Origin of the sequence: Leifsonia aquatica H1aii (genome assembly GCF_000633535.1) — a bacterium.
Taxonomy (GTDB): domain Bacteria; phylum Actinomycetota; class Actinomycetes; order Actinomycetales; family Microbacteriaceae; genus Leifsonia; species Leifsonia aquatica_A.
In genome coordinates, this window is sequence record NZ_AYMR01000016.1 from 20314 (window position 1) to 39897 (window position 19584).

At 72.3% G+C, this 19584-nt stretch carries 16 protein-coding genes and 1 tRNA gene; 12 read left to right on the forward strand and 5 right to left on the reverse strand.

From position 1 onward, the window contains the following. The first annotated feature begins 85 nt into the window (after positions 1-85). On the forward strand, positions 86-1027 hold the full coding sequence (locus tag U870_RS0115380) for a proteasome assembly chaperone family protein (protein WP_025158270.1): 942 nt from the start codon (positions 86-88) through the stop codon (positions 1025-1027). A 62-nt stretch (positions 1028-1089) separates the two neighbouring features. Here the strand turns inward: U870_RS0115380 and U870_RS0115385 are convergent, their stop codons facing one another. Further along, positions 1090-1953 carry an undecaprenyl-diphosphate phosphatase gene (locus tag U870_RS0115385; protein ID WP_025158271.1) on the reverse strand — a complete coding sequence of 288 codons (864 nt, stop codon included), beginning with the start codon at positions 1951-1953 and terminating at the stop codon, positions 1090-1092. 54 nt (positions 1954-2007) lie between these two features. Next, a complete protein-coding gene (locus tag U870_RS0115390) occupies positions 2008-3327 on the reverse strand; it encodes a M20/M25/M40 family metallo-hydrolase (protein WP_025158272.1) in 1320 nt (439 codons plus the stop codon). A 156-nt stretch (positions 3328-3483) separates the two neighbouring features. Between U870_RS0115390 and U870_RS0115395 the strand changes: the two genes are divergently transcribed. The 4 genes from U870_RS0115395 (at position 3484) to U870_RS0115410 (ending at position 6766) form a co-directional block, all read left to right on the forward strand. Then, positions 3484-3568 (forward strand) — tRNA-Leu (locus tag U870_RS0115395). 139 nt (positions 3569-3707) lie between these two features. Further along, a complete protein-coding gene (locus U870_RS0115400; protein ID WP_025158273.1) occupies positions 3708-4658 on the forward strand; it encodes a cation diffusion facilitator family transporter in 951 nt (316 codons plus the stop codon). A 40-nt stretch (positions 4659-4698) separates the two neighbouring features. Continuing rightward, positions 4699-5661, forward strand: a complete 963-nt coding sequence (locus tag U870_RS0115405) for a helix-turn-helix transcriptional regulator (protein WP_025158274.1) — start codon at positions 4699-4701, stop codon at positions 5659-5661. Positions 5662-5671: 10 nt separating this feature from the next. After that, entirely contained in the window at positions 5672-6766 is a 1095-nt protein-coding gene (locus U870_RS0115410; protein WP_025158275.1) for a VIT1/CCC1 transporter family protein, read from the forward strand. Positions 6767-6775: 9 nt separating this feature from the next. On the opposite strand, the gene U870_RS0115415 is transcribed toward U870_RS0115410, so the two are convergent. Beyond that, the gene (locus U870_RS0115415) at positions 6776-7285 is read right to left on the reverse strand and encodes a DUF1707 SHOCT-like domain-containing protein (protein ID WP_025158276.1); all 510 of its coding nucleotides are present in this window, start codon (positions 7283-7285) and stop codon (positions 6776-6778) included. Positions 7286-7399: 114 nt separating this feature from the next. On the opposite strand from U870_RS0115415, the gene U870_RS0115420 reads away from it, so the two are divergent. The 5 genes from U870_RS0115420 (at position 7400) to U870_RS0115440 (ending at position 14546) form a co-directional block, all read left to right on the forward strand. Next, the gene (locus U870_RS0115420; RefSeq protein WP_025158277.1) at positions 7400-7690 is read left to right on the forward strand and encodes a DUF6504 family protein; all 291 of its coding nucleotides are present in this window, start codon (positions 7400-7402) and stop codon (positions 7688-7690) included. 101 nt (positions 7691-7791) lie between these two features. Further along, positions 7792-8628, forward strand: a complete 837-nt coding sequence (locus tag U870_RS0115425) for a DUF3097 domain-containing protein (protein WP_025158278.1) — start codon at positions 7792-7794, stop codon at positions 8626-8628. Between the two features lie 111 nt (positions 8629-8739). Further along, entirely contained in the window at positions 8740-9435 is a 696-nt protein-coding gene (locus U870_RS0115430; protein ID WP_025158279.1) for a hypothetical protein, read from the forward strand. Then, positions 9436-10989, forward strand: coding sequence for a DNA polymerase Y family protein (locus U870_RS0115435; protein ID WP_025158280.1), 1554 nt, complete (start codon positions 9436-9438; stop codon positions 10987-10989). A 167-nt stretch (positions 10990-11156) separates the two neighbouring features. Then, positions 11157-14546, forward strand: a complete 3390-nt coding sequence (locus U870_RS0115440; RefSeq protein WP_025158281.1) for an error-prone DNA polymerase — start codon at positions 11157-11159, stop codon at positions 14544-14546. Positions 14547-14570: 24 nt separating this feature from the next. On the opposite strand, the gene U870_RS0115445 is transcribed toward U870_RS0115440, so the two are convergent. Continuing rightward, positions 14571-15296, reverse strand: coding sequence for a VIT1/CCC1 transporter family protein (locus U870_RS0115445; protein WP_025158282.1), 726 nt, complete (start codon positions 15294-15296; stop codon positions 14571-14573). A gap of 133 nt (positions 15297-15429) precedes the next feature. Here U870_RS0115445 and gdhA point away from each other — a divergent pair, with 133 nt between their 5' ends. Further along, on the forward strand, positions 15430-16782 hold the full coding sequence (gene gdhA, locus U870_RS0115450; RefSeq protein WP_025158283.1) for an NADP-specific glutamate dehydrogenase: 1353 nt from the start codon (positions 15430-15432) through the stop codon (positions 16780-16782). A 37-nt stretch (positions 16783-16819) separates the two neighbouring features. Here the strand turns inward: gdhA and U870_RS0115455 are convergent, their stop codons facing one another. Next, complete coding sequence (locus U870_RS0115455; protein ID WP_052357765.1) at positions 16820-18631, reverse strand: DEAD/DEAH box helicase; 1812 nt, start codon at positions 18629-18631, stop codon at positions 16820-16822. Positions 18632-18764: 133 nt separating this feature from the next. On the opposite strand from U870_RS0115455, the gene U870_RS0115460 reads away from it, so the two are divergent. After that, complete coding sequence (locus U870_RS0115460; protein WP_025158285.1) at positions 18765-19556, forward strand: SGNH/GDSL hydrolase family protein; 792 nt, start codon at positions 18765-18767, stop codon at positions 19554-19556. Positions 19557-19584 lie beyond the last annotated feature (28 nt).

Genomic DNA, 19584 nt, shown 5'->3' on the forward strand with positions numbered 1-19584 from the left:
GCCACAAGTCTATCGGTACCCGCTCGGGCCTATTCTGGAGGGACGGCGGTCGAACGGTCGCATGGAGAGGACCAGGTAGAGCTCAGTGACTGACGCAGACAGCATTCTCGACGGGCGCATCCTCGTGGTCGCCTTCGAAGGCTGGAACGACGCCGGCGAAGCGGCCAGCGGGGCGGTGAAGACGCTCAAGGAGCAGCTCGACGTCGTGCCCGTGGCGGAGGTCGACCCCGAGCTCTACTTCGACTTCCAGTTCAACCGCCCCGTCGTCGAGGAGGAGGACGGGCGCCGCCGCCTGGTCTGGCCGTCCGCCATCGTCTACGGGCCGGCGATCCCGGGGCACATCCCGGAAGACCTGGCCGACGACGCCGAACTGAGCGTGACCGGCGACAACGCCGGCAACATCTTCCTGCTGGTCGGCACCGAGCCCTCCCGCAGTTGGCGCAGCTTCACCGCCGAGATCATCGACGTGGCGCTCGCCGCGGACGTGGGAGCGATCGTCTTCCTCGGCGCGATGCTCGCCGACGTGCCGCACACCCGCCCGATCTCCGTGTTCGCGTCGAGCGAGAACGCTTCCGTGCGCGCCCAGCTCGGGGTCGAGCGCTCCACCTACGAGGGGCCGGTCGGCATCCTGAGCGCGCTCGCCGAGGGCGCGGAGGACGTCGGCATCCCGACCATCATGATCTGGGCGTCCGTGCCGCACTACGTGCACAACGCACCCAGCCCCAAGGCCGTGCTCGCGCTCATCGACAAGCTCGAGGAGCTGGTCGACGTGACCATCCCCCGCGGGTCCCTGGTCGAGGAGGCGTCGGCGTGGGAGGCGGGCATCGACGCGCTCGCGGCCGACGACGAGGAGATGGCGGCATACATCCAGCAGCTCGAGCAGGCCCGCGACACGGTCGACTCCCCCGAAGCCAGCGGCGAGGCGATCGCGCAGGAGTTCGAGCGCTACCTGCGCCGGCGCGACGGCAAGGACGGCCGCGACGGCGGGACGGCCGGACGCGCGCCGGACGACCCGCGCCGCGGCTGAGCGCGACCCGCGCCGCGGCTGAGCGCGACCCGCGCCGCGGCTGAGCGCGACCCGCGGTCGACTCAGGCCGCGAGCACGCCCGTGCCGAGCAGGATCATCAGCAGCACGCCCAGGGCGACGCGGTAGATCACGAACGGCAGGAAGCTGCGTCGCGAGATGTAGCCCATGAAGAAGGCGATGACGGCGAGCCCGACGACGAAGGCGACCAGGGTGGCCGCCGCGGTCTCGGCCGGGCCGAACACCTCCACCGTGCAGGTCCCCGCCTTCGCGAGCGCCTCGGTGCAGGGCTCCTTGATCGCCTTGTAGAGCTGGTAGAAGCCGCTGCCGAACACGGCGGGCAGCGCCAGCAGGAACGAGTAGCGGGCGGCGGCGCGGCGCTGATAGCCCATGAAGAGCCCGGCGGTGATGGTGCCGCCCGAGCGCGACACGCCCGGGATGAGCGCGAGTGCCTGCGCGAAGCCGAAGATGATGCCGTGGCCCCAGGTGAGCTCCTTGAGCCGGCGGGTCTTCGACCCCACCCAGTCGGCGATGCCGAGCAGGATGCCGAACACGATGAGGGTCGTCGCGACGATCCAGAGCGAGCGGAAGGTCGTCTCGATCGCGTCCTGGAAGAACAGGCCGAGCACCACGATCGGGATGCTGCCGAGGATGACCAGCCAGCCCATCTTCGCGTCCGGATCGCTGCGCGGGATCCTGCCGAACAGCGCCAGGAACCAGCGCGAGACGATCCGCGTGATGTCCTTCCAGAAGTACAGCAGGACGGCGGCCTCGGTGCCGAGCTGGATGATCGCGGTGAACCGCGCGCCCGGGTCGGCGCCCGTGCCGAGCAGCTCGCCGACGATGCGGATGTGCGCGCTCGACGAGATCGGGAGGAACTCGGTCAGTCCCTGGACGAGCCCGAGGATGAGGGCGTTGATGAACTCCATGCGTCGCTTTCCGGGAGGTTCGGTCGGGCGGGCGGAGGGCGGTCCGCGGGCGACTCAGTACGAGCTGAGCAGATCCCGGAGCACGGCCCTACCGAACACTAGCGCGTCGAGCGGCACGCGCTCGTCGACGCCGTGGAACATGCCGGGGAAGTCGAGGTCCTTCGGCAGCCGCAGCGGCGCGAAGCCGTAGCCGGTGATCCCGAGCTTGCTCAGCGCCTTGTTGTCGGTGCCCCCGGAGAGGAGGTAGGGCAGCACCGGCGCTCCCGGATCGTGCCGTTCGAGGGTGCCCGTGATCGCGTCGATGAGCTCGCCGCCGAACTCCGCCTCGAGGCCGATGTCGCGGTGCATGATCTGGATCTCCACGTCGTCGCCGATCAGGCGCTGCACCTCGGCGAGCACGCGGTCCTCGTCGCCCGGGAGCGTGCGGATGTCGACGAGCGCCTCCGCCGTGTCCGGGATGACGTTGTGCTTGTAGCCAGCCTCGAGCAGCGTCGGGTTGGTCGTGGCGCGCAGGGTCGCGAGGATGAAGCCCGCGGCCGTGCCGGTGCGGATGACGACCTCGTCCGGTCCGACCCGCTCGGGGTCGACGTCGAGCAGCCGGCCGAGCTCGTCGATCAGCCGCGTGGTGGTCGCGGTCAGCTGGATCGGCCAGTCCGTGCGACCCAGGGCGACGACCGCCTCCGCGAGCCGGGTGATGGCGTTCTCGCGGATCAGGCGGGAGCCGTGCGCGGCGCGGCCGCGGGCGATCAGCTTGATCCAGACCAGGGACTTCTCCCCCGTCTGCAGCAGATAGGCGCGTCTGCCGGCCAGGTCGATGGAGTACCCGCCGACCTCGCTGATCGCCTCCGTCGCACCGGCGAACAGCTCGGGGTGGTGGTCGACGAGGTGGTGCGAGCCGCGACGGCCGCCGTCCTCCTCGTCGGCGAAGAACGCGACGACCAGGTCGCGCTCGGGCTGCTCCCCCGCGTTCAGGATGTCGCCGACCGCGGTCAGGATCATCGCGTCCATGTTCTTCATGTCGACCGCACCGCGACCCCAGAGCAGGCCGTCCTTGATCACGCCGCCGAAGGGGTCCACGCTCCAGTTGCGCGGGTCGGCGGGCACGACGTCGAGGTGGCCGTGCACCACGAGGGCGGGCTTGTCGGCGTTGCGGCCGGGCACCCGGGCGACGACGCTGGTGCGACCGGGGTCGGAGTCGAACAGCTGCGGCTTCAGGCCGAGTGCGGCCAGTCGCGCCTCCACGTACTCGGCGGCATCCGTCTCGCCGTTGGACTTCCCCTCCCCATAGTTCGTCGTGTCGAACCGGATCAGATCGCGGGCGATGATCGCGGTCTCGTCGAGCGTGGAGTCGTCGCGAGTGGAGTCGTCGGTCATGACCTCCACGCTACCCGGCGCCGAGGCCGCGACGCCCGCGCGGTGACGGCGAGTGACGCGCCACGCCCGGGATGCTCGGCCGATGTGAATCCGGCCCCGACATCCGTGCTAATGTCTTTCTTCGGCAGCCGGTTCGTCCGGAGGCCGGAAACACCCGTCCGGGTGGCGGAAATGGCAGACGCGCTAGCTTGAGGTGCTAGTGCCCGTATAGGGCGTGGGGGTTCAAGTCCCCCCTCGGACACAGCAGAAGGCCCCGGTCTCACGATCGGGGCCTTCGTCGTTCCCGCCCTGCACATTCGTAACGAATGTGCGAAATCAGGCGCCGATAGTCGACATTCGGCACGAATCTCAGCGGGGGGACGGGGACTATCGTGGCCGCCATGGCCTCGAAGCGGGAATCCTCCAGCGTCTTCACGGTGATCCTCGCCCTCGGCGCGAACGTGCTCGTCGCGGTGGCCAAGACCGTCGCGGCCGTGCTGACCGGATCGGCCTCGATGGTGGCCGAGGCCGCGCACTCGTGGGCCGACTCGGGCAACGAGATCTTCCTGCTGCAGGCGGAGCGCTCGGCCGCCCGCCCCCGCGACGACGCGCACCCGGGAGGCTACGGCCGGGAGTCGTACGTCTGGAGCCTGTTCGCCGCGGTCGGGCTGTTCACCGCAGGGGCCGTCGTGTCGATCATGCACGGCGTGTCCGAACTGGGCGCGAACGAGCCGGAGGCCGACTACCTGATCGCCTACCTCGTCCTCGCCGTGTCGTTCGTGTTCGAGGGGATCTCGTTCCTGCAGTCCTACCGGCAGGCGCACGCACTGGCGTCCGAGCGCGGGACGGGCACGGTCGAGCAGGTGCTCATGACCTCCAATCCGACCTTGCGTGCGGTGTTCGCCGAGGATGCGGCCGCGCTGATCGGGCTCGTGATCGCCTTCGCGGGCATCCTGCTGCACCAGCTCACCGGGCAGGCGGTCTTCGACGCCCTCGGCTCGATCCTGGTCGGGGTGCTCCTCGCGGTCGTCGCCGTGGTGCTGATCGACCGCAACCGCCGCTTCCTGCTCGGCGAGCCCGCCCCCGAGCGCGCGCATCAGGCCGTGCTCGCGGGCCTCCTGCGCCACCCCGAGGTCGAGAAGGTCACCTACCTGCACCTCGAGTTCGTGGGTCCGGAGCGTCTCTTCCTCGTCGCGGCCGTCGACCTCGTGGGAAACGACCGGGAGTCGGACGTCGCATCCGATCTGTCCATCGTCGAGGACGACCTCGAACGCGACCCGCACATCACGGAGGCCGTGCTCACTCTCTCGCGCCCCGGCGCCCCGGCCCTCCAGCCGCGCACCACCGGATAGCGGTCACGATCCGACCGCTATCCGGTGCACACTGGAGGGCATGGCAAGCACGGGATCGCGCACGCTGCAACTGCTCTCGCTGCTGCAGACCCATCGTTACTGGCCCGGCAGCGAGCTCGCCGACCGCCTCGGGGTCTCCGCGCGCACCCTGCGCCGCGACGTGGACCGGCTGCGCGACCTCGGCTACCCCGTCGACGCCACGCGCGGGGTCGCGGGAGGCTACCAACTGGCCGCCGGCGCCTCCCTGCCTCCCCTCGTGGTCGACGACGAGGAGGCGGTCGCGCTCGCGGTCGGCCTGCGCACGGCCGCACAGAGCGGCATCGCGGGAGTCGAGGAGGCGTCGGTGCGGGCGCTCGCCAAGGCGGTGCAGGTGATGCCGCCCCGCCTCAAGCGGCGCGTCGACGCGCTGCGTGTGGCGACGCTCGCGACGGCGATGCGCGGCGGCCCCGTCGCCGATGCGACGACCCTGACCACCGTCGCCCAGGCCTGCCGGGACGAGGAACGGCTCGAGTTCACCTACGTCGCCCGCGGCGGCGAGGAGACACGGCGCACCGTCGAGCCGCACCGGCTCGTATCCGTCGGGCGCCGCTGGTACCTGGTCGCATACGATCTGACCCGGTTCGACTGGCGCAGCTTCCGGCTCGACCGGCTGGCCGAGCCGCGCGCGACCGGCGCGCGATTCCGGCCGCGGGAGCTGCCCGCCGAGGACGCGGCCGAGTACGTGCGCGCCTCCCTCTCCCCCACGGCCGCTCCGCTGGTCGTCGACGCCGTCGTCAGGGCGCCCTACGACCGGGTGGAGGAGGCCATCGGCCGCTGGGCGACCGTCTCCGCCGCCGACGATCGGACCTCCCGCGTCCGAATGACGGTAGAGAGCCCCGAGTGGGCGCTCTTCGGTCTCGCGGCGGCCGGCGCACCGTTCGTGATCGAGAGTCCGGACGCGGTCCGCGAGCTCGCCGCCGTCTGGGCCGACCGCTTCCGCGACGCGGCGACAGGGGTCGCCTAGACTTCTCGCGATGACGAGCACCGAGCGCACCCCCACCCCCGCCGACATCCGGCGGTGGCGGCGCTACCTGGCCGACGAGCGCGCCGAGGCCTCGGTCTACCGCGACCTCGCCCAGCGCCGCACCGGCGAGGAGAGGGAGATCCTCCTCGCCCTCGCCGACGCCGAAGGCCGCCACGAGCAGCACTGGCTCGACCTCCTGGGCGACCAGGTCGGCAGGCCGCTGCGCGGAGACGTGCGTACCCGGATGCTCGGCTGGCTCGCTCGCCGATTCGGTTCGGTGTTCGTGCTGGCCCTCGCGCAGCGCGCGGAGGCCCGGTCGCCGTACGCCACCGACGCCGACGCCACGCCGCAGATGGCGGCGGACGAGCAGGTGCACGAGGAGGTCGTGCGTGCACTCGCCGCACGCGGCAGGCAGCGGCTCTCCGGCACCTTCCGCGCGGCGGTGTTCGGCGCCAACGACGGCCTGGTGAGCAACCTCGCCCTCGTGCTCGGCGTGAGCGCGAGCGGCGTGGCGACGCACGTCGTCCTGCTCACCGGCATCTCCGGGCTGCTCGCCGGAGCGCTCTCGATGGGCGCGGGCGAATACGTGTCGGTGCGCTCGCAGCGCGAGCTGCTGGAGGCGTCCAGCCCGAACCCGCACACGCGGGAGGCGCTCCCCCACCTCGACGTGGACGCGAACGAGCTGACGCTGGTCTACCGGGCCCGTGGCATGACTCCCGCCGACGCCGAGGAGCGCGCCAGAGAGACCCTGCGGACCCTGGAGGCGTACACGTCCGATATCCCGGTCGGCGCGGCGACGGCACCGGTCGAGGACGAGCACGAGGCGATCGGCAACGGCTGGAGTGCCGCCGTCTCGAGCTTCTGCTTCTTCGCATCGGGAGCGCTCATCCCGATCCTCCCCTATCTGTTCGGCCTGGGCGGCACGGCGGCCGTGCTCGTCTCGGCCGGCCTCGTCGGCATCGTGCTGCTCGCGACGGGCGCGATCGTGGGACTGCTCTCGGGCGCATCGCCGCTCAAGCGCGCGCTGCGGCAGCTCGCGATCGGCTACGGCGCCGCCGCGGCGACCTACGTGCTCGGACTGCTCTTCGGGACCGCGCTGGGTTAGCGCGACGGACTAGCGCCGCCGCGGCCCGTCCACGCCGTACACGAGCGCGCCGGCCAGCGGGATCAGCAGGAACCACAGCCAGCTGTACTGGTAGCCCCAGATGCCGCTGGTGACGAAGAAGAGGATGACCGCGATGAACGGCATCACCGAGACCACCAGCAGGCCCCAACGGTTGTTCGGCCGGTAGCGGTCGTCGCCGTACGGGTCGGCGGGCGGAGGGGTCGGGCCGGGACCGAACGAGGCCGCCGGAGCGGTGGCAGCCGACGATGCCGCGGACGGGGCGCTCCCGGGCGACGGGGTCCCGTGGTCGTCGAGGTGGAGCGTGCCGGGGAGGTCGGCGAAGAGCGGGGCGAGGTCGCCGCGCGTGACCGCCGACCGGGCCGACGCGATGCGCGACTGCAGCTCGGCGTCGTCGAGACGACCCGCGGCCGCGTGCGCCTGCAGGGCCGCGACGGCACGCTCGCGCTCGTCGTTGCTGAGGCGCAGCGTCGCGCCGGACGGGTCGTTGAGGTCGCTCATGCGGCCCAGTATGCCAGTATGCGAACCGCGCGTCACCGGGTCCGGGATGCGCGTGTCCGCGGCTCGGTCTACACTCGCATTCGAACATCCGTTCGAATCGAGGAGGTGACTGCGATGACCGATGTCGACGAAGCGGTCGCCGTGTGGACGACCGACGACGGCATCCCGCTGCGGCTGATCTGGCGGTCCACGCGCTACCGCGTGAGCGACATGCCGACCGTCTGGGCGGAGGTGCCCGAGTGGTGGCGCCCGTTCGGGATGCACCGCTACGACGTGGGCGCCCTGCCGCGGACGATCGGCGGCTGGCGCTTCCAGGCGACCAGCGACAGCGGGGACGCGCACGTGTTCGACGTGCGGCACGACGCCGCCGATCGCACCTGGCGGCTGGTGCGGATCTTCGACTGAGCGGCAGCCGTCGCCCGAGGGGCGGATCGGTCGGCGTGCCTCCCGGACGACGGGCGTGCCTCCCGCGCCCGTCTCGCCGGATCGCATAGCCTCCTGGGGTGATGGACGACCGCTACGGATCCGATGTGCTGGCCCCCGGATGGCGAACGGCCGGCAAGAAGGCCGTGCCCGATGTCGAGGCCGTGCGCGACCTGGTCGTCGAGGAGTCGACGACCGGTTTCTGCGGCGCGATCACCCGCTTGGAGGCGCAGACCGTCGAGCTGGAGGACTACTTCGGGAAGAAGCGCGTCTTCCCCCTCGGCTCGGCCTTCCTGATCGACGGCGAACCCGTGCGGCTGGTGGCCCCGAAGCGCATGCCGGAGGGCCAGGGCCGCACCGCGTCGGGCTCGTTCGCGGTCGGCGAGCAGAAGGCCCGCATCGCGCGGGCGAGCCGCATCTTCGTCGAGGGCCGGCACGACGCCGAGCTCGTCGAGCGGGTCTGGGGTGACGACCTGCGCGTCGAGGGCGTCGTCGTCGAGTACCTGGAGGGCGTCGACGACCTCGATGCGATCGTGCGCGAGTTCGCTCCGACCCGGGAACGCCGGATCGGCGTGCTGGTCGACCACCTGGTGCCCGGCTCCAAGGAGAGCCGGATCGCCGAGACCGTGGCCCGCGGGCCGTACGGCGCGCACGTGCTCGTGGTCGGGCATCCCTTCATCGACATCTGGCAGGCGGTGAAGCCGGCTCGGGTCGGTCTGGAGGCGTGGCCGTCCATCCCCCGGTCGATCGAGTGGAAGCGCGGGATCTGCGCCGCGCTCGGCCTCCCCCACGACAGTCAGGCCGACATCGCGCGGGCGTGGAAGCGCATCCTGGGTCAGGTGCGTACCTTCGCCGACCTCGAGCCGGAGCTGCTCGGGCGGGTGGAGCATCTGATCGACTTCGTGACCGAGCCGGCGTAGCGTCCCCCTCGCCGGGGCACGGCGTTCGTACCCCCACAGCGTTCGTACCCCAGAGCGTTTGTACCCCAGAATGCATTTGCGCTGTTCGAACATGTGTTCGAAAATGGAGGCATGTCCTCGGCCACCGCACCCGCCTTCGCCGACCCGGTCGTCGACCGGGCGCAGGTGCACGAGCTGCAGTCGCGCATCCGGCAGATGCAGGCGACCAAGCTGGAGAGCCGCACACTCGAGACCCATCCCGCGCTCGGCCCGCTGCTGCCGGGCGGGGCGCTCAAGGCGGGCGCCGCCTACGCGGTGCACGGCTCCACCACCCTCCTGATGGCGCTGCTCGCCGGCCCCAGCGCGGCGGGCGCCTGGTGCGGGGTGGTCGGCATGCCCGACTTCGGCGCGGAGGCGGCCGGCCGGTTCGGGATCGACCTGGAACGGCTCGTGCTCGTGCCGCACCCCGGCGATCAGTGGCTGACCGTGACCGCGGCCGTGGTCGACGTGCTCGCGGTCGTGGCGGTCGCTCCGCCTGCCCGGGCGAAGGACGGCGATGTCGCCCGGCTGGGCGCCCGGCTGCGGCAACGGGAGTCGACGCTGATCGTCGCGGGAGACTGGCCGCAGGCCGAGGCGACGCTCTCGGTCGCGCGCAGCGGCTGGGACGGCCTCGGCACCGGGGCCGGCTACCTCTCGTCCCGGCGGGTGACCGTCGAGTCGGCGCCGCGCGGCGGGTCCGGGCCGCGCCGGCGCGCCGAGCTCTGGCTGCCCGCCCCCGACGAGAGCTTCCGCCCGTCCGGCCCGACGCGCCTGGAGGCGGTGGGCTAGATGCGCGAGGTCACCCGCGCGATCGTGCTCTGGTGCCCGGACTGGCCCGTGATCGCCGCCCGGCGCGCGGACCCGGCCCTGGCCGACGACGCCCCGATCGCCCTGATGGACAAGGGCGTCGTCTTCGCCTGCTCCGCCGCGGCCCGTGCCGACGGTGTGCGGCGCGGGCTGCGGATGCGTGAAGCGCAGTCCCGCTGCCCGCAGCTGGAGGTGCTCCCCTACGACCCCGTGCTGGACGAACGCGCCTTCGAGCCGGTGCTGGCCGCGATCGAGGAGATCGCCCCCGGGGTGCAGCCACTGCGTCCCGGCGCCTTCCTGCTGCGGGCGCGCGGCCCGGCCCGGTACTACGGCGGCGAGGAGCAGGCCGCCGCCGAACTGCTGCGCTGCCTGGAGGGGCTGGGGCTGCCGGACGCCCGCGCCGGCATCGCCGACGGACCGTTCGCCGCCGGCCAGGCCGCCCGCTCCACCCGGACCGCGCGCGTGCGGGTGATCGCGCCGGGCGGCTCGGCGGCCTTCCTCGCCCCGCTGCCGATCGCCCAGCTCGGTCTGACCGAGCTGACCCCGCTGCTGCGGCGCCTCGGCCTGCACACCCTCGGCGACCTCGCCGCCCTCGACCGGCTCGACGTGCGCGAGCGGTTCGGGGAGCGCGGCGAGCACGCGCACGACCTCGCCGGCGGCCTCGACGGCGCTGCGGTCGTGCCGCGCACCCCGCCGAAGCAGCTGGATCGCACCATCGAGTTCGAGCCTCCCCTCGACCGCGTCGACCAGGTCACCTTCGCCGTCCGCGGCACGGCCGAGCAGTTCGTCGGCGGCCTGACCAAGGCCGGACTGGTCTGCACCACGCTGCGGGTGGAGGTGACCGACGAGGCCGGCCGCATCAGCGAACGCAGCTGGCTGCACCCGCGGCTGTTCTCGGCGGGGGATGTGGTGGACCGCGTGCGCTGGCAACTGCAGGGCTCGGGCGCCCTCGATCCGGGCCTCGCCTCGCCCATCGTGCGGGTGGGACTGGTGCCGGAGGCGGTGGACGACATCGGCCACCACGAGGACGGCCTGTGGGGAGGCGGCGCCGACGAGCGCATCCACCACGGCCTCACCCGGGTGCAGAGCATGCTGGGGCACGAGGCGGTGCTCACCGCGACCATCGGCGGCGGCCGCGGACTCACCGAGCGCCAGGTGCTGGTGCCGTGGGGCGACCGGCCGGTGGGCGCCTCCCGGTCCGAGCAGCCGTGGCCCGGCTCGCTGCCCGCTCCCGCGCCCTCGACCGTGTTCGAAGTGCCGCGGCCGGTGGCGGTGCTGACCGGGGACGGCGAGACCGTCGAGGTGACCGACCGCGGCGATCTCAGCGCCCCGATCGCGCTCTTCTCCCCCACCGGCCGGCCGCACGACGCCCGTGAGGTCGGTTCCTGGGCCGGCCCCTGGCCGGTGCGCGAGCGCTGGTGGGACGCCGCCCTGGCCCGGGCGATGCATCGCTTCCAGCTGGTCGACGCCGACGGCACCGCGTGGCTGCTCTGCCTCGCCGCCGGCGGCTGGTTCGCCGAGGCCCGCTATGACTAGGTGCCTCCTCTCCCCTGCCGCACCCGCCTCCCCCGGCGCCACGCGCTGCGGGGTCGCGAATCGTCGCTCGCGGTGCCCGGAGCGACAGGATGCGACCCCGCTGCGGTCGCCGGGTGCGCTGTGAACAGCGGGCGCGCGAGCGCGTCGGCACAAGAGGGGCGCCGCTGATGGGCTGGAACAACCCGCCGATCCCGTGGGCCGAGTTCGAGCGGCGGCTCTCCGGCCGCCGCACCGGCGAGCAGGCGGTCGAGCGGCCCTCCTCGCGCAAGCGGCAGAAGTACGTGCCGCAGCCCATCCCGGAGGAGCCGGAGACCGGACACGTCCCCTACGCCGAGCTGCACGCCCACAGCAACTTCAGCTTCCTCGACGGCGCGAGCTCCCCGGAGGAGCTGCTGGAGGAGGCGACCCGGCTGCGCCTGCACGGCCTCGCCCTGACCGATCACGACGGCCTCTACGGCGTCGTGCACCTGGCCGAGGCCGCTGAGGCGTACGAACGGGTCACGACCGTCTTCGGCGCCGAGCTCTCGCTCACCCTGAGCCGGCCGCAGAACGGCGAGGCCGATCCCGAGGGCAGCCACCTGGTCGTGCTCGCCCGCCGGCAGGAGGGCTACCACCGCCTCGCCGCCGCGATCACGGCCGGGCAGCTCGCGGGCGGCGAGAAGGGGCGCCCCGTCTATCGCCTGCCCGAGCTGGCCGAGCAAGCCGCGGGCGAGTGGATGGTGCTGACCGGCTGCCGCAAGGGCGACGTGCGCCTGGCGCTGGCCGAGCAGGGCGAGCGCGCCGCCGAGCACGAGGTCGCCCGGCTGGCGGAGCTGTTCGGCCGCGACAACGTCCTGGTCGAGCTGATCGACCAGGGCAACCCCCACGACACGACCGATAACGACGCGCTGGCGCGGATCGCCGACCGGCTCGGTCTGCCCGTGGTGGCGACCAACAACGTCCACTACGCCTCCCCGGCGCAGTATCCGCTGGCGACCGCGGTATCGGCCGTGCGCGCCCGGCGCAGCCTGGACGAGATGGACGGCTGGCTGCCCGCCTCCGCCGCCGCCCACCTGCGCAGCGGGCGCGAGATGGCTGCCCGGTTCGCGCGGTACCCGGGCGCGGTGGAGCGCACGGTGGAGGTGGCGGACGACCTCTCCTTCCGGTTGCGCAGCGCCCGTCCGCGACTGCCCAAGCAGGAGGTCCCGGAGGGGCACACCCCGATGAGCTGGCTGCGTGAGCTGACCTGGCGCGGCGCCGCCGAGCGCTACCCCGACCTCGACGCGCACCCCGAGAAGCGGAAGCGCATCGAGCGCGAGCTCGACGTGATCGAGGCCAAGGACTTCCCCGGCTACTTCCTGATCGTGCACGACATCGTGCGGTTCGCCCGCAGTCAGGGCATCCTCTGCCAGGGTCGCGGGTCGGCGGCGAACTCGGCGGTCGTCTATCTTCTCGGGATCACCGCGGTCGACTCGATCAAGTACGGCCTGCCGTTCGAGCGCTTCCTCTCCAGCATGCGCGAGGAGGAGCCCGACATCGACGTGGACTTCGACTCCGACCGCCGCGAGGAGGTCATCCAGTACGTCTACGCGAAGTACGGCCGGCACAATGCGGCGCAGGTCGCCAACGTGATCACCTACCGGCCCAAGAACGCGGTGCGCGACATGGCGAAGGCGCTCGGCCACTCCACCGGCCAGCAGGACGCCTGGAGCAAGCAGATCGACTCCTGGTCGCACGTCGAGGCCACCGACGATCACGACATCCCGGACGCGGTGGTGGAGCTGGCGCAGCAGGTGCTGAAGTTCCCGCGGCACCTGGGCATCCACTCGGGCGGCATGGTGCTCACCGACCGGCCCGTCGGCGAGGTGTGCCCGATCGAGCACGCCCGCATGGAGGGGCGCACGGTGCTGCAGTGGGACAAGGACGACTGCGCGTGGATGGGCCTGGTCAAGTTCGACCTGCTCGGGCTCGGGATGCTGAGCGCGCTCGACTACTCGATGCGCGCGATCGCGTCGGCGCTCGGTGAGCAGTGGACGCTGGAGACCATCCCCAAGGAGGAGCAGGGCGTGTACGACATGCTCTGCCGCGCCGACTCCATCGGCGTCTTCCAGGTGGAGAGCCGGGCGCAGATCGGCACGCTGCCCCGGCTGCGGCCCCGCTCCTTCTACGACCTCGTCATCGAGATCGCGCTCATCCGCCCCGGCCCGATCCAGGGCGGGGCGGTGCACCCGTACATCCGCCGCAAGCTCGGCCAGGAGCAGGTGACCTACCTGCATCCCGCCCTCGAACCGGTGCTGGAGCGCACGCTGGGGGTGCCGCTGTTCCAGGAGCAGCTGATGCAGATGGCGGTCGCGGTGGGCGACTGCACCGCGGAGGACGCCGACCTGCTGCGCCGGGCGATGGGCTCCAAGCGCGGGGTGGAGAAGATCGGGGCCCTGCGCGAGAAGCTGTACACGGGGATGGCGCACAACGGCATCACCGGCGACGACGCCGACGCGATCTACGCGAAGATCGAAGCGTTCGCGAACTTCGGCTTCGCCGAGAGCCACGCGATCAGCTTCGCGCTGCTGGTCTACGTCAGCTCGTGGATGAAGCTGCACTACCCCGGCGCGTTCCTCGCCGCCCTGCTGCGCGCGCAGCCGATGGGGTTCTACTCGCCACGCACCCTCACCGCCGACGCCCGCCGGCACGGGGTCGTGGTGCAGCGGCCCGACATCCAGCGCTCCGGCGTGTTCCCCGTGCTGGAACCGCTCGACGGGGACCGGCCCGGGCCGACCGGGATGGACCCGTGCCGGGTCGAGGAGCAGCCTCCCATCGACCCGTTCGACCCGGCCGTCCCGCTCGACTACGCAGCGCATCGCCGCGACGCCGGCCACGCCGTGCGGCTGGGCCTCGCCGGAGTGACCTCCATCGGCGAGAAGCTGGCCGAGCGCATCGTCGCCGAGCGGGAGGCCCAGGGCGCCTACCGCGACCTCGCCGACCTCTCGCGCCGCGTCGGCCTGACGGTCGCGCAGCTGGAGGCGCTCGCCTCCGCCGGTGCGTTCGAGGGCTTCGGCCTCGACCGCCGCCAGGCGATCTGGGAGGCCGGCAACGCCGCGCAGGACCGCCCCGAGTTCCTGCCGGGCACCGCGATCACCGTGCAGCCTCCCCTGCTGCCGCTGCTGAGCCCGGCCGAGCAGCTGGCGAGCGACCTGTGGGCGACCGGCATCTCGACCGACGACCACCCGATCCGCTTCCTGCGTCCGGCCCTCGCCGCCCGGGGCGTGCGCACGGCCGAGATGCTGGCGACGTCGGAGTCGGGACGCCGGATCGAGGTCGGCGGCGTGGTCACCCACCGGCAGCGCCCCGCGACGGCGGCCGGGGTCACCTTCCTCAACCTGGAGGACGAGACCGGGCTGGTGAACGTGGTCTGCCCCGTCGGGGTCTGGAACCGCTACCGGCGGGTGGCCCGGCAGGCGCCGGCGATGATCGTGCGCGGCATCCTGGAGCGCAGCGAGGAGGGCGTGGTCAATGTGATCGCCGATCGGCTGGAGCCGCTGCAGACCGGTGTGCGCACCGCCTCCCGCGACTTCCGCTGAGGCGGCGGAGCCCGAGCGCCGGCGTCAGACCACGCCGGTCGTCCCGAGCAGCGCCCCGATCGCGAACGTCGCCGCCAGGGCGAGCGCCCCGCCGATCACGACCCGCAGGATCGCCCGGCCGCGCGGGCTGCCGCCGATCCACGCGGCCACGTACCCGGTGATCGCCAGTGCCACCAGGACGACCACGAAGGTCACCGGGATGCGCGCCGCGTCCGGCAGGAGGATCGTCAGCAGCGGCAGGATGCCGCCGATCGTGAACGCGACCGCCGAGGCGAGCGCGGCGTGCCACGGGCTGACCACGTCGTCCTGGTCGAGCCCGAGCTCGACGGAGAGGTGGGCGGAGAGCGCGTCGCGCTCCGTGAGCTCCAGCGCCACCTGGCGCGCGGTCTCGGGGCGCAGCCCCTTCGCCTCGTAGAGGCCGGTCAGCTCCTCGAGCTCCTCCTCGGGCATCTCCGCCAGCTCCCGCCGCTCCTTCGCGATGAGCGCATGCTCGCTGTCCCGCTGACTGCTGACCGAGACGTACTCCCCCAGCGCCATGGAGATCGCGCCACCGACCAGCGCGGCGATGCCGGCGGTCAGGATCGCCGGGGTCTCCGGGGTCGCCCCCGCCACGCCCACGACGACCGCGGCGACGGAGACGATGCCGTCGTTCGCGCCGAGGACCCCTGCCCGCAGCCAGTTCAGCCGCTGGGCCAGGCCCTCGCGGTGCGGTTCGTCGGGGTGCTGCCCGGGAGTGGATGCGGTCGCCATGGCACCAGCATAGGAAGTGAGCGGCCCTTCCGGGGTGCATCCGGTTCGCGCCGGCCCGCGCGGAACGGTTCCCTGTAACACTCCGGAAACGTGAGAGTAGACTCAGGAACCTTGTGCGAAAGAAGGTACCCGCTTGACCACGGCTCTCTCCTCCCTGCTCGACGACGTCCTCCGGCGCAACGCCGGCGAACCCGAGTTCCACCAGGCGGCACGGGAGGTGTTCGGCTCGCTGGGCCCGGTCATCGATCGTCACCCGCGCTACGCCGAAGCGGCCGTGCTCGAGCGGTTGACCGAGCCGGAACGCCAGCTGATCTTCCGGGTACCGTGGACGGACGACGACGGTCACGTGCGCGTGAACCGCGGCTTCCGCGTCGAGTTCAACTCAGTCCTCGGCCCGTACAAGGGCGGACTGCGCTTCCACCCGAGCGTCACCCTGGGCACCGTGAAGTTCCTCGGCTTCGAGCAGATCTTCAAGAACGCCCTCACCGGCCTGCCGATCGGCGGCGGCAAGGGCGGCAGCGACTTCGACCCGAAGGGCAAGTCCGACGCCGAGGTGATGCGGTTCTGCCAGTCGTTCATGACCGAGCTGTACCGCCACCTGGGCGAGCACACCGACGTCCCCGCGGGTGACATCGGCGTCGGCGGCCGTGAGATCGGCTACCTGTTCGGCCAGTACAAGCGGATCACCAACCGCTACGAGTCGGGCGTGCTCACGGGCAAGGGCGTCGGCTGGGGCGGCTCGCTGGTCCGCACCGAGGCCACCGGCTACGGCACCGTGTTCTTCGCTCAGCGCATGCTGGCGACCCGAGGCCGCGACCTCGACGGCGCTCGCGTGCTGGTCTCCGGGTCGGGCAACGTGGCGATCTACGCGATCGAGAAGGTCCACCAGCTCGGCGGCACCGTGATCGCCTGCTCCGACTCCTCCGGTGTGGTGCACGACCCGGACGGCATCGATCTGGCCCTGCTCCGCCAGATCAAGGAGGTCGAGCGCGGCCGCCTGAGCGAGTACCCCGCCCGTCGGGGCGGCAGTGCGGAGTACCTCCCCAACGGCGACATCTGGGCGCTCTCCGCCACCACACGCGTGGACGTGGCGATGCCCTGCGCCACCCAGAACGAGCTCGACGCCACCGCGGCGTCCACGCTCGCCACGCACGGCGTGGCCGCGGTCGTCGAGGGCGCCAACATGCCCTGCACGCCCGACGCCGTACACGTGCTCCGTGCCGCCGGTGTGCTCTTCGCGCCGGGAAAGGCCGCGAACGCCGGCGGTGTCGCCACTTCGGCGCTCGAGATGCAGCAGAACGCGTCCCGCGACGCCTGGACGTTCGACTACGCCGAGCAGCGCCTCGCCGACATCATGGCGAACATCCACGACAGCTGCGCCGAGACGGCCGCCGAGTACGGCGAGCCGGGCGACTACGTGCTCGGTGCGAACGTCGCCGGCTTCGTGCGCGTCGCCGACGCCATGCTGGCGCTCGGCGTCATCTAGCGCAGCGTCTCCCTCGCGACCCGACGGCTCGGCCGGCTCAGTGCCGGCCGAGCCGTTTGCGCAGGTACTCGATGCGCGCCTGCAGCTGCGAGACGCTCGCCTGGGCGACCGCGGGACCACCGCAGACCCGGCGCAGCTCGGCGTGGATGAGACCGTGCGGCTCCCCCGAGTTCTTCGAGTAGAGCCCGACCAGGCTGTTCAGCAGCTGCCGCTGCTCTTTGAGCGTGCGGTGCAGCGGCGCCGGAGGGTGCCCCTCCGCCTGCGCCGGACGCGATGACGACCGCCGCGCCTGCCGCTGCTGGCGCTGCAGCAGCAGCTCGTGCACCTGATCGGGCTCCAGGATCCCCGGCAGGCCGATGAAGTCGTGCTCCTCGTCGGTGCCGGGCACGGCGTAGCTGCCGAACTCCTTGCCGTCGAAGACCACCCGGTCGAAATTGGCCTCCGAGCCGAGCGCCTCGAAGGCGAACTCCTCGGTCAGCGCCTCCGAGGCCCGCTCCTCGCGGTTCGCCTCGGCCATCATCGCGTCCTCGGGGTTCCACAGGTCCCCCTCGGCGTTCTCGTCGGTGGGCCGGTCGAGCGCGTGGTCGCGCTCGAGTTCGAGGGCGTTCGCGAGAGACATCAGCATCGGCACGTTCGGCAGGAACACCGAGGCGGTCTCGCCGCGACGGCGGGCCCGCACGAAGCGGCCGATCGCCTGCGCGAAGAACAACGGGGTGGAGGCGCTGGTCGCGTAGACGCCGACCGCGAGCCGGGGCACGTCCACGCCCTCCGACACCATGCGCACGGCCACCATCCAGCGCGAGTCGCCCTTCGAGAACTCCTCGATCCGGTCGCTCGCCTCCTTCTCGTCGGAGAGCACGACCGTCACCGCCTCGCCGGTGATCTGCTGCAGGATGTCCGCGTAGGCCCGGGCCGTGTAGTGATCGGTGGCGATCACCAGTCCCCCGGCGTCCGGGATGGCGCCGCGCACCTCGGTCAGCCGCCGGTCGGCCGCGCTGAGCACCGCCGGGATCCACTCCCCCTTCGGGTCGAGGGCGGTGCGCCAGGCCTGCGACGTGATGTCCTTGGTGTTGCCCTCGCCGAGCCGCGCCTCCATCTCGTCGCCGGTCTTGGTGCGCCAGCGCATGTGCCCGGCGTAGACCATGAAGATGACCGGGCGCACGACTCCGTCGGAGAGGGCGCGTCCATAGCCGTAGTTGTAGTCGGTGAGCGACGTGCGGATGCCCTGCCGGTCCGGCAGGTAGGTGACGAACGGGATCGGCGCGGTGTCCGATCGGAACGGGGTCCCCGTCAGCGAGAGCCGCCGCGTGGCACGCTCGAACGCGTCGCGGATGCCGTCGCCCCAGCTGAGCGCGTCGCCGCCGTGATGCACCTCGTCGAGGATCACGAGGGTGCGGTCGGCCTCGGTGATGTCCTTGTGCAGGCTCGGCCGCATCGCGACCTGAGCGTAGGTCACCGCGACGCCCTTGTAGTGCCGCGCGTAGCGGCCGTCGGCGTTCTTGAAATCGGGGTCCAGGTTGAGCCCGACGCGGGAGGCGGCCTCCGCCCACTGCCGTTTGAGGTGCTCCGTCGGCGCGACCACGGTCACCCGGTCGATGGTGCGACGGGAGAGCAGCTCGGTCGCGAGCCGGAGCGCGAACGTGGTCTTGCCTGCCCCGGGCGTCGCCGCGGCGAGGAAGTCGCGCGGCTCGGTGCGGAAGTACGCGTCGAGCGCCTCCGCCTGCCAGGCCCGGAGCTTTCCGGCCGTCCCCCAGGCCGCCCGCTCGGGGAACGAGGGCGACAGGTGCTCGGCCGCGAAGCTGCCCGCGTGGGCCCCTCCCGCCGGCGCGGAATCGTCGTCCGCCTGCACGAGGGTGGCCGAGGGCTCGGCGTCCGGGTCGAAGCCGGGGAGGGGCGCTGCTGTCGTTTCCACTTGGATCAAATCTACCGGCTCGGTCCGACATCCGCCTGGACGCGGGCGCGACCGGATGCAGAATGGAGGAATGGTCGAAGCGCAGCATCCCTGGTCCCGCTACGTCGCCCTGGGCGACTCGTTCACAGAGGGCATCGGCGACCCCGAGCCGGCCAGCCCCGGCGGCCACCGCGGCTGGGCCGACCGTGTCGCCGAGGTGCTGAGCAGCCAGACAGACGACTTCGCCTACGCCAACCTCGCCGTCCGCGGCAAGCTGATCAAGCAGATCCTCGACGACCAGGTGGAGCCCGCCCTCGCCCTGCGTCCCGACCTGATCACGATCTCCGCCGGCGGCAACGACGTCATCCGGCCGGGCACGGACCCCGACCAGATCGCGGCCCTGTTCGACGAGGCCGTCGCACGGCTGAGCCGGGACGGCGCGACCATCGTCGTCTTCACCGGCGTCGACGTCGGCTTCTCCCCCGTCTTCCGCGGCATCCGCGGCAAGGTCGCGATCTACAACGAGAACGTGCGAAGGATCGCCGCGAAGTACGACTGCATCGTCGCCGATCAGTGGGCGCTCACCGAGATCCAGGACCAGCGGATGTGGGCCCCCGACCGCCTCCACCTCGCCCCGCTGGGCCACCACACCGTCGCGCGGATGGTGCTGGCCGCCCTCAACGTCGACAACGACCTGCAGCCGCTCGACCCCGAGCCCCTGCCCGCACGCACCTGGCGGCAGGCCCGCGCGGAGGACCTGTCCTGGGCGCGCGAGTACCTGGTGCCGTGGGTGGTGCGGCGGATCCGCCACCAGTCCTCCGGCGACCACGTGCTGCCGAAGCGCCCGGAGGCCGGCCCCTTCCTCATCCGCACGGAGGAGTGAGGGCGCGCCCGGTCCGCCGCCGCTCATC